This is a genomic window from Nocardiopsis halotolerans DSM 44410, from assembly GCF_000341065.1.
Classification (GTDB): domain Bacteria; phylum Actinomycetota; class Actinomycetes; order Streptosporangiales; family Streptosporangiaceae; genus Nocardiopsis; species Nocardiopsis halotolerans.
Window position 1 is genome coordinate 1 of the sequence record NZ_ANAX01000378.1, and the last position, 13,195, is coordinate 13,195.

Sequence of the window (13,195 nt, forward strand, 5' to 3'; positions counted from 1 at the left end):
ACGGCGGGCGGCAGCTTCGCCCGGGTGGACGCCGGGGAGGCCGGGCGGCGCGGCGTCGAGGTCCTGGGCCTGTTCGACCTGGAGTCGGGGGGCGACGACGCCAAGCGGGACGCCCTGCGGCGGATCCTGGAACAGGCCCGCATGGGCAGGATCACCCCGCACGTGGGACTGACCCTGCCGCTGGAGCGGGCCGACGAGGCGCACGGCGCGCTGGAGGGGCGCACGGTACCGGGCAAGGTCCTGCTGGTGCCGTAGGGCCTCAGGTACGGGCGGCCAGGCGCTGACGCAGGTCGGCGGCGGCCGCACGGGGGTCCTCGGCCTCCGTGATGGCGCGCACGACCACGACCCTGCGGGCCCCGGCGTCCAACACCTGGTCGATGGTGGTGGCGTCGATCCCGCCGATGGCGAACCACGGGCGTTCGGTGCCGAGGGCGGCGGCGCGCTCCACCAGTTCCAGCCCGGCGGCCGGACGTCCCGGCTTGGTGGGGGTGGTCCAGGTGGGGCCGACGCAGAAGTAGTCGCTTCCGGGCTCCTCGGCGGAGGCCGCCGCGGCGGTGACGTCGTTGTTGGAGCGGCCGATGACGGGGTCCGCGCCGATGATGTCGCGGGCCATCGGCACGGGGAGGTCACGCTGGCCCAGGTGGAGGACGTCGGCGCGCACGGCGCGCGCGATGTCGGCGCGGTCGTTCACCGCGAGCAGGGAACCGTGTCGCTCGCAGGCCTCCCGCAGCACCTCCAGTGCCGCGATCTCCTCGCGTGCCTCCAGCCCCTTGTCCCGGAGCTGGATGATGTCCACTCCCCCCGCCAGGGCCGCGTCGGCGAACTCGGCGAGATCGCCCTGACGGGTCCGGGCGTCGGTGCACAGGTACAGAAGGGATGCGTCCAGGCGCTTGCGCAGGCTGGTTCCATGGCTGGTCCTCACCCTGCCCACCCTAGGCCCTGGCGCGGACGTGCCCAAGGGGAGGGGCGCGACGGCGCGCCCCTCCCCGTCGGGATGTCAGCGGAAGCCGGCCGGGAAGGCCGTGCCCCGCCCAGGTTCTCCGCCCCGGTTCCTCACCACCACGCGCCGACGGACGCGGAGGGCGACGGGAGGAGGCACGGGCGGACTAGAAGGCCATGCTCTGGGCCCGCCGCCGCACCTCGGTGCCGCGGTTCTCACGCATGGCCTGGATCGGCGTGCCCGGCAGGGTCTCGTCGGGGGTGAACAGCCAGCGCAGGGCCTCCTCGGTGGAGAAACCCGCGTCGCTGAGCAGCACGATCGTGCCCGGCAGCCCCTTGACCAGGTCGTGGCCGTCGACGAACGCGGCGGGGATGGACAACTCTCCCCCGCGGACCACGCCCATCATGCGCTTCTCCCGGATCAGCGTCTTGATCCGGTTCGGGCTCACTCCCAGCGGCTCGGCCGCCTCCTTGAGGGTCAACCATTCGCCGACCAGTGTGTCGATGTCGCTTTGTGTCACGTGACCAATCTGCCACATCTTCACGCACCCCACGCCCCCACGCAGGCGGGTGCGTCGCCCGGTTGCGACAAAGGTCCTAGGATGGGGCACAACCAGACATCCCGCGGGAGCCGGGTGGGACCCGGCTGAGAGGGAGGCTGCGAGCCTCCGACCGCACGAACCTGATCCGGACCATGCCGGCGAAGGGAGCGGAGGCCACAGCCGTGCGTACCCCGAACACCCCCTCCTCCACGACGCCGTCCGGCGACCACGGTGTCGTCGTGGTCGGCGGCGGCCTCGTCGGGCGGGTCACCGCCTGGCGTGCCGCCCAGCGCGGACTGGACGTCACCCTGGTCGAACCCGACCCGGCCGGAGCCCGTGCCGCGTCCACGGTCGCGGCGGGCATGCTCACCCCCGCCACCGAGGCGGTGTTCGGTGAGGAACCCCTCATGGAGCTGGGTATCCGCTCCGCGGGCATGTACGCGGACTTCGTCGCCGAACTGGAGGAGGCCAGCGGCGTCGGCGTGGGACACCGCGCCACCGGCACGCTCCTGGTCGCCTTCGACCGCGACGACCTGGCCGTCCTCACCGAACTGCACGGCCTCCAACAACGGCTGGGGGTCGCCGCCGAACGCCTCACCAGCCGCGAGTGCCGCCGCCTGGAGCCCATGCTGGCCCCGTCCGTACGCGGCGGCGTCCTGGCCCCCGACGACCACTCCGTGGACCCGCGGCGGCTGCTGCGCGCCCTGGTCACGGCGGGCGAACGCGCGGGCGTGACCGAGGTCGCCGCGCGGGTCGACGAGGTCCTCTCCTCCGGGCCGGAGGGCGCCCGGCTGGGTGTGCGCCTGTCCGACGGCCGGGTCCTGCCCGCCGACCAGGCGGTGCTGGCCGCGGGCTGCTGGGGCGACCGGATCGGGGTACCCGCACCCGTGGTGCCGCCGCTGCGTCCGGTCAAGGGGCAGCTGCTGCGCGCCCGGGTGCCCGACGGTGAACCGCCAATCGTCAACCGGACGGTCCGCGGTCTGGTCCGGGGCTTTCCCACCTACCTGGTCCCGCGCGCCGACGGCGAGGTGGTCATCGGAGCCACGCAGGAGGAGCTGGGCCACGACACCGCGCTCACCGCCGGAGGGCTCTGGCAGGTGCTGCGGGACGCGCGCGAACTCGTCCCCGGGGTGAGCGAACTGGAGATCACCGAGACCTGTGTGGGGCTGCGCCCGGGATCGCCCGACAACGAGCCCCTCCTGGGGCCCACCCGGATTCCGGGGCTGCACCTGGCCGCCGGGCACTTCCGGCACGGTGTGCTGCTGGCCCCGGTCACCGGCGAGGTCATGGCCCGCGCGCTGACCACCGGTGACCTACCGGAGTACGCCCGCCGCTTCTCCGCGGACCGCGGGGCCGGCACGACGTGGAAGTAGGGGATTGGCAGTGGAACTGATCATCAACGGCGACCGCCGCGAGGTCGCCGACGGCACCACCGTGGAGGCGGTCGTGCGTGACCTGACCGCCTCCGACGGCGGTGGGATCCCCGGCGGCATCGCCGTGGCCGTCAACGACGAGGTGGTGCGCCGGACCGAGTGGAACAGTCCGCTGGGCGCGGGCGACCACGTGGACGTCCTCACCGCCGTGCAGGGAGGCTGAACATGACCGTCGACGACCCGCTCGTGATCGCGGGGACCACCTTCGGCTCCCGGCTGATCACCGGCACCGGCGGAGCCCCGTCACTGGAGGTCCTGGAGGAGGCGCTGATCGCCTCCGGCACCGAACTGACCACCGTGGCCATGCGCCGGGTCTCCCCCGGCACGCAGGGGTCGGTGTGGGACGTCCTGACCCGCAACGGGATCCGGGCGCTGCCCAACACCGCCGGGTGCTTCACCGCGGCCGACGCGGTGCGCACCGCGCGGCTGGGGCGCGAGGCGCTGGGCACCGACTGGGTCAAGCTGGAGGTGGTGGCGGACGAGCACACGTTACTCCCCGACCCCGTGGAGCTGTTGGAGGCCGCCGAGCAGCTGGTGGACGAGGGCTTCACCGTCCTGCCCTACACCAACGACGACCCCGTGCTCGCCCAGCGCCTGGAGCAGCTGGGCTGCGCCGCGGTGATGCCGCTGGCCGCGCCGATCGGCTCGGGACTGGGCATCCGCAACCCGCACAACCTGGAACTGATCGTGGAGCGGGCGGGTGTTCCGGTCATCGTGGACGCCGGTATCGGCACCGCCAGCGACGCCGCTCTGGCGATGGAGCTGGGCTGTGACGCGGTGCTGCTGGCCACGGCCGTGACCCGCGCCCAGGAGCCGGTGCGGATGGCCTCGGCGATGCGCGACGCCGTGCGCGCGGGCCGCGGCGCCCGTCTGGCCGGACGCATCCCGGTGCGCCGCCACGCGCAGGCGTCCTCCCCGGACCCCGACTAGGCGGAGCCGGACCCGGTTCCCGGAGCGCGGAGGAGAGGTGGGACACGTCCGTCCGGAGCTCGCCGGCGCCGGTCGGACCCCCGTCCGGCGCGTCGTCAGCCGTGGTCAGGGCGGTTTCCCCGGTGACCGCCGCGATGGAACCCGGTGCGCCTCACCTGGGGCGTTTGCCGCCGTCGCCTACCGTGGGAGGAATGCACGGGCCCGGACCGGGGCCCCACACACGAAGACGACCCAGGCGCGAACGTCCCCCACCGAGAGGGGAACGGGACGGCGCGACCGCGAACCGCGGGGCAGACCTGGCGCGGGCTTCCGCTATCGTGTCGGTTCGACACCCGGTGTCGGGTACGCGCCACCGGCCGCGACAGCCCGCGCTCCCCGCAGCAAGGACACTACTCCGCCGTGGACATGACGACTTCCGACCCGCTCGTAGGCGCCACCCTGGACCGACGTTACTTCGTGGAGTCCAGGATCGCCGGAGGCGGGATGGCGACCGTCTACGTCGCCCACGACCTGAGGTTGGACCGGCGGCTGGCGTTGAAGGTGATGCACCCTTCGCTGGCGCAGGACCCCACCTTCGTACAGCGTTTCATCAACGAGGCGCACTCCGTCGCCAAGCTCTCCCACCCCAACGTCGTCCAGGTCTTCGACCAGGGTGAGGACCAGGGGCACGTGTTCCTGGCCATGGAGTACGTGCCCGGACGGACCCTGCGCGACCTACTCAAGTCCAAGGGGCGCCTGGCCCCGCGCGACGCCCTGAACGCCATGGCCCCGGTGCTGGCCGCGCTCGGCGCCGCCCACCAGGCGGGCATGGTGCACCGCGACGTCAAGCCCGAGAACGTCCTCATCACCGAGGACGGCCGGGTCAAGGTCGCCGACTTCGGCCTCGCGCGCGCCGTGGAGCAGTCCAACCAGGGCCTGACCCGTACCGGCACCCTCATGGGCACCGCCGCCTACCTGGCGCCCGAGCAGATCGAGAAGGGCGTCGCGGACGCGCGCAGCGACGTGTACGCGGCGGGCATCATGTTCTACGAGCTGCTCACCGGCGGTCAGCCGCACACCGGCGAGACACCCATCGCGATCGCCTACCAGCACGTCAACGAGGACGTTCCGCGGCCCTCGCACTTCCTGCCGGGCCTGCCCCCGGAGGTCGACGCACTGGTCACCAAGGCCACCGAGCGCGACCCGAAGTACCGTCCCAGCAACGCGGGCCAGTACCTGGCCCACGTGCTGGAGGTGCTCAACCGCCTGCCCGACTCTCCCGAGGTCAACCAGGCCCCGATGGCTCCCGTGGCCCCGGCCGCCGCGACCACGGCGTCCGTGACCGCACCCCAGCTCATCTCGGGCGGTGCGGGCCCGGGCACCGAGAACGCCACCATGGTCGTGGACATGGCCGCCGCCGACCTCGACGGCGGCGGGTACGACGACTACGACGACGATGACGGTTACGACGAGCGTCGGGGCGGTCCGGACCACCGGCGCCGCAACCTGCTGATCGGTGTCGGAGCGGCGGTCCTGGCGATCGCCGTGCTCGGTGCGGGCTGGTGGTTCTTCCTGGGGCAGACGACCGTCCCGGACGTGGTGGGCAGCAAACCCGACGACGCCGCGGTGACGATCCGCGAGGAGGGTCTGCGCTCCACGTTGGCCGAGGAACGCGTCTACAGCGAGGCCGAACCCGGAACGGTCGCCAGCACCGATCCCGAGGCGGGATCGCGGCTGTCCCCGGACACCGAGGTCACCGTCTACCTGTCCAAGGGCCCGCAGACGGTGGACATGCCCGACCTGGTCGAGATGGAGGCCGCCAACGCCGTCAAGGAGTTGGAGGACCTCGGTTTCTCCTCCGACGACATCGTCCAGGAGGAGGTGGAGTCCGAGGAGTTCGATCCCGGCACGGTGATCTCCACCGACCCCGAGGCGGGCGCGGAGGCCGATCGCGAGGGAACGGTCACGCTCACCGTCAGCCGCGGCATCCCGGTGCCCGCCGTGGTCGGCCAGGAACTGGAGGCCGCACGCCAGGCCCTCACGGACCTGGGTCTGGCCGTCGACGTGGTCGAGGAGGAGAGCGAGGACGTCGAGGAGGGCACGGTCATGCAGCAGAGCCCCGACAGCGGCACCAACATCGGCGCCGGCGGCACCGTCACCCTGACCGTCTCCACCGGCCCACCGGCCCTGGAGATCCCCGACGTCACCGACATGCGGGTGAACGAGGCTCGCAGGGAACTGGAGGACGCCGGGTTCAAGGTCAAGGTCGAACGGCTCTTCGGCGGCAACGTCGTGGTGGACCAGTCGCACACGGGCGAGGCGCCCGAGGGTACGGAGATCACCATCACCGCGACCCCGGGCGGTATCGACCTCGGCGACTTCGATGACGAGGATGGCGGCAACGGTCGCGGCAACGGTCGCGGCAACGACGACTGACGCGTCCGGGCGCACCGCCCGAGCGCGTGGAGACGACGGGGGTGTGCGGGCCGGTCGGCCCGCACACCCCCGTCCGCGTTCCGGAAGGCGGCACGGAGCGAAGCGAGGGCGGAGCGGTCGGAGGGCGGCCACGGCCCCGCCGGTCGGGATAGGGTCACCCGCATGGCGAGTGAGGCGATCCGGGTACTGGTGGTCGACGACCACCCGATGTGGCGCGACGCGGTCGCGCGCGACCTCGACGAGGCCGGGTTCTCGGTGGTGGGCACCGCGGGCGACGGCGCCAAGGCGCTGCGCGTCGCCCCGGCCGCGCGCCCCACCCTGGTCGTCGTGGACCTGCACCTGCCGGACATGACCGGGGTCGAGCTGACCGCGGGCCTGGTGGCGCTGCCCGACCCCCCTCGGGTGCTGGTGCTGTCGGCGAGCGGCGCCAGCGACGACGTGCTGGCCGCGGTGAAGGCAGGGGCGACCGGCTACCTTGTCAAGTCGGCGGGGCGCGAGGAGCTGCTGGACGCGGTGCGCAGGGTGCACGCGGGCGAGGCCGTGTACACCCCCGGCCTGGCCGGTCTGGTGCTGGGCGAGTACCGCAGGCTGTCGTCGGCGTCCCGCTCCAGGGAACCGGAGGCGCCCGTGCTGACCCCGCGTGAGACCGAGGTACTGCGCCTGGTCGCCAAGGGGCTCGCCTACAAGCAGATCGCGCAACGGCTGGGCATCTCCCACCGCACCGTGCAGAACCACGTGCAGAACACCCTCACCAAACTGCACCTGCACAACAGGGTCGAGCTGGTGCGGTACGCCATCGACCAGGGGCTGGACGCGTGACCGGCCGGAGCACGAGGCGACGGCCCCCGTCCGGCGATGGGGGACGAAACAGGAGGTAGCACACCGAAGGCGTTCCTTTCCCCGACCGCGCGGCACGCGTTCACGCCCTGTTCGCCCACCCGGGTTGGCCTCGGCTCCCCGCGCCCACTATGGTCTAGACCATATGGCGCCATGCGTCGTAAAAGCACACAACGTCGAGGAGAATTCGTATGCGAGTCGGGGTGCTGACCGGTGGCGGGGACTGCCCGGGTCTGAACGCGGTCATCCGCGCCGTGGTCCGCAAGGGCATCAAGGACTACGGCTACGAGTTCGTCGGCTTCCGGGACGGCTGGCGCGGGCCGCTGGAGGGCGACACCATGCCGCTCGACGTGACCGCCGTGCGCGGCATCCTGCCCAGGGGCGGCACGATCCTGGGTTCCTCCCGCACCAACCTCATGAAGATCGAGGGCGGCGTCGAGCGGGTCAAGGACAACATGGCCGGCCTGGGCGTCGACGCCCTGGTCGCCATCGGCGGTGAGGACACCCTCGGCGTGGCCCGCCAGCTGCACGACCGCGGCGTCAACGTCATCGGCGTGCCCAAGACCATCGACAACGACCTCAACGCGACCGACTACACCTTCGGTTTCGACACGGCCGTGAACATCGCGACGGAGGCGATCGACCGCCTGCACACCACCGCGGAGTCGCACCACCGCGCGCTGGTGGTCGAGGTCATGGGCCGCCACGCCGGGTGGATCGCGCTGCACTCGGGCATGGCCGCGGGCGCCAACGTCATCCTCATCCCCGAGCGCCCCTTCGACATCGACGAGGTCGTCAAGCACGTCGAGAGCCGCTTCGAGACCCAGTACGCGCCGATCATCGTGGTCGCCGAGGGCGCGCACCCCAAGGAGGGCCAGATGGAGCTCGCCACTGGCGAGAAGGACTCCTTCGGCCACGTGCGCCTGGGCGGCATCGGCCAGCGTCTGGCCGACGAGATCGAGCAGCGCACCGGCAAGGAGGCCCGTTCGGTGGTCCTGGGCCACGTGCAGCGCGGCGGTACGCCCAGCGCGTTCGACCGCGTGCTGGCCACCCGTCTGGGCGTGCACGCCATCGAGGCCGTGCACCAGGGTGAGTTCGGCAAGATGGTCGGCCTCCAGGGCACGGACATCGTCCGCGTGAACCTGGCCGAGGCGACCGACACCCTCAAGACCGTTCCCGAGAGCCGTTACCAGGAGGCGGAGGTCTTCTTCGGCTAGAAGAGGCCCGGAGCCCGGGACCCGGATTCTCCGTGGCTCCGCCGGAGGGGTCGACCCACCGGCCACGTGCGCCGCCCCCTCCGGACCGGTCCGCGCCCTCCTCCCAGCTCCCAGGGAGGGGGGCGCGCCGCGTTCCGGGGGGCGGCCGTGTGCCCACCGCCTCCCGGAGACTCCGGCCGAAAATGGACGGAGCGGTGCGGAGAATGCTCGATACTGGAAGACGGTGATGGCTGCCTCCCGGCCCCGCCACCGCCACTCCACTCCCACCTCGGGGCACGAAGGCACTCACCGGAGTTGACATCCTCCCCGCCGTGAACGACGGGGATTCCGACCCGCCCCCGCGGGCGGGCGGTGCTCGCGCCTCACGACGCGCGCGGTTCCTGCTTCGCTGGCTGGTGCCCCGTCCAGAAGGTGGTGGTCCTACCCTGTCTCCGCAGGTGTTCGACTTCTCCGCCAGCCCGGCGGCGACACATCGACAGGCTTGATTCTCACCCACCGACAACACTCAAGGTCCAGAGATGCCGACACACTGTGCAAACCAGAGCCGATTCGCCTCCGGGCCGGAGGTCGGAGCCGACGCCGGGCTCGGCGAGCTCTGCGTGCTCATGAAACTCGGCGAGATCGTCCTCAAGGGCTCCAACCGCAAGCTGTTCGAGCGGCGGCTGCACAACAACATCCGCGCCTCCGTGCGCGACCTGGGCGACATCCGCCTCTCCCAGCGCGGCGCGGGCGTGATCATCGTGCGCAAGCCCGGCGCCTCCGACCTGGAGGTCGCCGAGATCGCCGACCGCATGGCCAACGTCATGGGCGTGGTGTGGGTGCACCTGGTCCGCCGCGTGCCCAAGGAGCTGGACGCGGTCACCGACGTCGGCGTGCGCGTCATGGAGGGGCGTGAGGGCACCTTCGCGGTGCGCGCACGGCGCCGGGACAAGCGCTTCGAGATGACCTCGTCGGAGCTGGCCGGGTACCTGGGCTCGAAGGTCATCGAGGCGCACGGGTACAAGGTGAACCTCAAGCGCCCCGACAACACCCTGTACGTCGAGGTGGACAAGGACGAGGCGTTCGTGTTCACCGACGGCGTGCCGGGCCAGGGCGGCCTGCCCGCCGGGATGAGCGGGCGCGGCCTGGTGCTGATGTCGGGCGGGATCGACTCCCCCGTCGCCGCCCACCGGATGATCCGGCGCGGGCTCAAGGTCGACTTCCTGCACTTCTCCGGCATGCCGTTCACCGGCCCCGAGTCGATCTACAAGGCCTACAGCCTCGTCCGCCAGCTGGACCGCTACCAGGTGGGCTCACGACTGTTCGTGGTTCCCTTCGGCAAGGCCCAGCAGCAGCTGAAGAGCTCCGGCATCGAGCGGCTCCAGATCGTCGCCCAGCGCCGTCTGATGCTCAAGACCGCCGAGGCCCTCGCCGACGACCTGGGCGCGGAGTGCCTGATCACCGGTGACGCGCTGGGCCAGGTGTCCAGCCAGACGATGACCAACCTGACCGCCCTGGACGACGCGGTGGACCTGCCGATCCTGCGTCCGCTCATCGGCATGGACAAGACCGAGATCATGGACCAGGCCCGCAGGATCGGGACCCTGGCCATCTCGGAGCTGCCCGACGAGGACTGCTGCACCATGCTGACCCCGCGTCAGGTGGAGACCGCGGCCAAGATCCCGGACCTGCGCCAGATCGAGAGGCGCCTGGACGCCGAGGAGCTGGCCGAGCACCTGCTCACCACCGCGCAGGTGCACAAGCCCAGCTTCCTGGGCGAGGCCGCGCCCAAGCGCGTGGCGCCCGCGAGCGCGTCGGTGGCCACCACCGCCTAGCGTGGTGCCCGAAGGGCCCACCGGCGACGCTTCCGGCCGACCCGCCAGCGGATCGGCACCGGTGCCCCGGTCCTCCCCCGTGGAGGGACCGGGGCACCGCGGTGTTCGGGATTCGCGGCTCACAGACCGGCCAGCTCGTGGCCGGGCGCCGGGGTGAGGGTACGGCCGGTCAGGGTGGCCAGGGTCCCCGCGAGGTCCCGCAGCTCGGCCAGGTCCTCCCCCAGGAGGGCCTGCGGGCCGTCGCACAGGGCGTTCTCCGGGTGGGGGTGCACGTCCACGATGACGCCGTCGGCGCCGACCGCCACGGCCGCACGCGAGAGCGGCAGGACCAGCTCGCGCTTGCCGCCCGAGTGGGACGGATCGACGATCACCGGCAGGTGGGACAGGTTCTGCGCGACCGGGACGGCACTGATGTCCAGGGTGTTGCGGGTGGCCTTCTCGAAGGTGCGGATGCCGCGCTCGCACAGGACGATGTCGAGGTTGCCGCGCTGGGCGATGTACTCGGCGGCCATCAACCACTCCTCGATGGTGGCGCTCATGCCGCGCTTGAGCAGGACCGGCTTGCCCGCGTCGCCCACGGCCTGGAGCAGGGCGAAGTTCTGCATGTTGCGGGTTCCGACCTGGAGCATGTCGGCGTAGGAGGCGACGAGTTCGACGTCGGCGGCGTCCACGACCTCGGTGACGATGGGCAGCCCGGTCTCGGCCCGCACGTCGGCGAGGATCTTCAGGCCCTCCTCGCCCAGGCCCTGGAAGGCGTAGGGGGAGGTGCGGGGCTTGTAGGCGCCGCCGCGCAGCAGGGACGCACCCGCCTCCAGCGCCATCCTCGCCGCCGCGAGGGTCTGCTCGGGGGTCTCCACGGCGCAGGGCCCGGCGATGACGGTGACGTTGTCACCGCCGATCGGCACACCGCGCACGCTGACCACACTGCGGCTGTCGTGGTTCTCGCGGCTGACGAGCTTGTAGGGGGCGGAGATGCGCAGAACGTCGCCGACGCCGGGTTTGGCGGCCAGGCCCAGGTCCTGGAAGCGCTCGACGTCACCGACGAGGCCGATGATCGTGCGGCTCACCCCGCGTGTCACGTAGGCCTCGCCCCCGGCGGAGGCGATCAGCTCGACCAGATCGTCGATGTTCTCGGAAGTGGCGTCAGGCGCCATCACGATGACCATGTGCGTTGTCCCTAGCTGCTCGTCGGTTGGATGATCGAGCCGACTGGCGCCCGGAACGAGAAAAGCCCCGGGCTCTACCGGCCCGGGGCTCAAGTCGTCTGTGTCAGCGCAGCGCTTTACAGGCGACCGGGGTGTCGGGCCGGTAGCCATAAAAGCGCCAAAAGTTCCGCTGCATGGCTGTGACTATAGCGCACGATCGCCGCGCCGCCGCACACCCGGGGTGAGTGACCTGGGTCTCGTCGGCACCTGACAGGATGGCCGGACGCACGTTCTGCCCGTGGAGAGGGGCGTCCGCTCCGGCGGCGCGCCGCGGGCCGCGAGACGAGCAGGGGGACGGATTGTCCGAGGGAAGGGACGAGGGCGTTACGGAGGGGGCCCGGTTCCGGCTGCCTCCCGGGCAGGCGGTGCGCCGCGAGCACAGGCCGCTGCACTACGGTCCGGTGCCCGCCTTCCGTCCGCACAGGTGGGACCTCCGCGTCATGGGAGCCACCCATGACCTGGGGTCGTACCGCTGGACCTGGGAGGAGTTCGCGCGGCTGCCGCGCACGGACACGGTGAGCGACTTTCACTGCGTGATGCGGTTCAGCGCCCCGGACGTGCCCTGGCGCGGGGTGCGCTCCGCGGACCTGGTCGCCGCCGCCCCACCCTCACCCGAGGTCACGCACGTGATGGCCTGGGGCGAGTACGGTTACGGCGCGAACCTGCGCCTGGACGACTTCCTGTCGGAGGGGGTCCTGCTGGCGACCCACCGGGACGGCGAGCCGCTCGCCCCCGAGCACGGCGCGCCGCTGCGCCTGGTGGTACCGCACCTGTACGGGTGGAAGAGCGTCAAGTGGCTGCGCGCGGTGGAGTACATGACCGCGGACCGCCGCGGCTTCTGGGAGGAGCGCGGATACCACAACCGTGCCGACCCCTGGCGCGAGCAGCGCTTCTCCCACCAGGAGGAACCGGGGCACGGCCCGCCGCTGTGAGGGCCTCCCAGGCGCCTCAGCGGCGCGGAACCCGCATCTCCACCTCGGTGCCCTCCCCCGGGGCCGACACGTACTCCACCGTGCCGCCCAGATCGCCCACCCTGCCGCGGATGGACTGGGCCACGCCGAGGCGGCCGTCCCGGCGGGCCTCCTCCAGACGGCCGGGCGCCATGCCGGGGCCCTCGTCGCGCACGGACACGGTCACCGCGTCCTCCTCGTCCTCCACCAGCACCCACACCCGCGTACCCTCCGGGCAGTGCCGCTCCACGTTGTCCAGGACGGCCAGAACGGCGGCGGCCAGTTCGTCGGCGGTGTGCGCGGGCAGGGTGACGGGTGTGGCGGGCGCGGACACCGACACGTGGACCGACCCGGCGCGGCGCAGCGGCTCGCGCAGGTCCACCAGCACGCCGTCGCCTCCGGACCCGCGCCCCCACGTCCCGCGTTCCACGCGCGGCGGCGCCGTCCCGGGCACCGCCCCACCGGCGGTCTCCCCCGGAAGTCCGGTCCCCACGAGCGCGCGTAGGCGCACCTCCTGCTCCCCTGCCATCCGGCCCAGCTCCGCGGCCTCTCCCCCGACTTCCTCCCCGCGCCGCCGCACCAGGGACAGCACCTGGAGCACCGAGTCGTGGATGGAGCGGGCCAGCTGCTCACGCTCCCGGCCGCGCGCCTCCAGCGCCACCGCCTCCGCCAGACGCGCCTCGGCGCGCTCGGCCATCCAGGACATGTACCCGACGGCCAGCCCCGCCAGGAGCAGCAGTACCACGCCACGCGCGGTCGCCGCGGTGACGGCGGCGCCCATGAGCGTGCGCAGGGTCAGGTCGGCGACACCGTAGAGCACGGCGACGCCCGCGGCGGCGCGTCCGCCCCAGATGACGCTGGCCGCCAGGGCGGCCCCGGCGAACCAGTAGCCGCTCAGCGGCGGGGGCCGGGG

The 13,195-nt window shown here is 72.4% G+C and carries 13 protein-coding genes and 1 riboswitch; of the genes, 9 read left to right on the forward strand and 4 right to left on the reverse strand.

The features are described 5' to 3' along the window. Positions 1–255 (forward strand): zinc-binding dehydrogenase (locus tag D455_RS31890; RefSeq protein WP_040685170.1); only part of this gene is annotated, 255 nt, incomplete at its 5' end. 4 nt (positions 256–259) lie between these two features. Here D455_RS31890 and thiE read toward each other — a convergent pair. Both thiE and D455_RS0127310 read right to left on the reverse strand, forming a co-directional pair. Further along, positions 260–922 (reverse strand): thiamine phosphate synthase, encoded by a 663-nt coding sequence (thiE, locus tag D455_RS0127305; protein WP_017573832.1) that lies wholly within the window; start codon positions 920–922, stop codon positions 260–262. 184 nt (positions 923–1,106) lie between these two features. Continuing rightward, positions 1,107–1,460, reverse strand: a complete 354-nt coding sequence (locus tag D455_RS0127310; protein ID WP_017573833.1) for an Rv2175c family DNA-binding protein — start codon at positions 1,458–1,460, stop codon at positions 1,107–1,109. A gap of 93 nt (positions 1,461–1,553) precedes the next feature. Next, a riboswitch (TPP riboswitch) is annotated at positions 1,554–1,665 on the forward strand. Between D455_RS0127310 and thiO the strand changes: the two genes are divergently transcribed. The 7 genes from thiO to thiI all read left to right on the forward strand — a co-directional run bounded on the left by thiO (position 1,634) and on the right by thiI (position 10,127). Beyond that, entirely contained in the window at positions 1,634–2,854 is a 1,221-nt protein-coding gene (thiO, locus tag D455_RS0127315) for a glycine oxidase ThiO (protein WP_026123036.1), read from the forward strand. (Overlaps the previous riboswitch by 32 nt.) Before the next feature lie 10 nt (positions 2,855–2,864). Then, entirely contained in the window at positions 2,865–3,077 is a 213-nt protein-coding gene (thiS, locus tag D455_RS0127320; protein WP_017573835.1) for a sulfur carrier protein ThiS, read from the forward strand. A 2-nt stretch (positions 3,078–3,079) separates the two neighbouring features. Next, positions 3,080–3,844, forward strand: coding sequence for a thiazole synthase (locus D455_RS0127325; RefSeq protein ID WP_017573836.1), 765 nt, complete (start codon positions 3,080–3,082; stop codon positions 3,842–3,844). A gap of 399 nt (positions 3,845–4,243) precedes the next feature. Continuing rightward, a complete protein-coding gene (gene pknB / locus D455_RS0127330; protein WP_017573837.1) occupies positions 4,244–6,259 on the forward strand; it encodes a Stk1 family PASTA domain-containing Ser/Thr kinase in 2,016 nt (671 codons plus the stop codon). 162 nt (positions 6,260–6,421) lie between these two features. Beyond that, positions 6,422–7,078, forward strand: a complete 657-nt coding sequence (locus tag D455_RS0127335; protein ID WP_017573838.1) for a response regulator — start codon at positions 6,422–6,424, stop codon at positions 7,076–7,078. Between the two features lie 209 nt (positions 7,079–7,287). Further along, positions 7,288–8,313, forward strand: a complete 1,026-nt coding sequence (locus tag D455_RS0127340) for a 6-phosphofructokinase (RefSeq protein ID WP_017573839.1) — start codon at positions 7,288–7,290, stop codon at positions 8,311–8,313. A gap of 518 nt (positions 8,314–8,831) precedes the next feature. Beyond that, the gene (gene thiI / locus D455_RS31895; protein ID WP_051064715.1) at positions 8,832–10,127 is read left to right on the forward strand and encodes a tRNA uracil 4-sulfurtransferase ThiI; all 1,296 of its coding nucleotides are present in this window, start codon (positions 8,832–8,834) and stop codon (positions 10,125–10,127) included. Positions 10,128–10,246: 119 nt separating this feature from the next. Here thiI and aroF read toward each other — a convergent pair whose 3' ends face one another. Beyond that, positions 10,247–11,293, reverse strand: a complete 1,047-nt coding sequence (gene aroF / locus D455_RS0127350) for a 3-deoxy-7-phosphoheptulonate synthase (RefSeq protein WP_017573841.1) — start codon at positions 11,291–11,293, stop codon at positions 10,247–10,249. Positions 11,294–11,631: 338 nt separating this feature from the next. On the opposite strand from aroF, the gene D455_RS0127355 reads away from it, so the two are divergent. After that, entirely contained in the window at positions 11,632–12,264 is a 633-nt protein-coding gene (locus D455_RS0127355) for a molybdopterin-dependent oxidoreductase (protein ID WP_026123038.1), read from the forward strand. 16 nt (positions 12,265–12,280) lie between these two features. Here the strand turns inward: D455_RS0127355 and macS are convergent. Next, positions 12,281–13,195, reverse strand: a 915-nt coding sequence (macS, locus tag D455_RS0127360) for a MacS family sensor histidine kinase (RefSeq protein WP_017573843.1), incomplete at its 5' end; no start/stop codon positions are given.

Coding starts and splice junctions, on each gene's coding strand:
- D455_RS0127335 (WP_017573838.1), top strand. CDS start 6,422: ATGGCGAGTGAGGCGATCCGGGTACTGGTGGTCGACGACCACCCGATG.
- thiI (WP_051064715.1), top strand. CDS start 8,832: ATGCCGACACACTGTGCAAACCAGAGCCGATTCGCCTCCGGGCCGGAG.
- aroF (WP_017573841.1), bottom strand. CDS start 11,293: ATGGTCATCGTGATGGCGCCTGACGCCACTTCCGAGAACATCGACGAT.
- thiO (WP_026123036.1), top strand. CDS start 1,634: ATGCCGGCGAAGGGAGCGGAGGCCACAGCCGTGCGTACCCCGAACACC.
- D455_RS0127325 (WP_017573836.1), top strand. CDS start 3,080: ATGACCGTCGACGACCCGCTCGTGATCGCGGGGACCACCTTCGGCTCC.
- D455_RS0127340 (WP_017573839.1), top strand. CDS start 7,288: ATGCGAGTCGGGGTGCTGACCGGTGGCGGGGACTGCCCGGGTCTGAAC.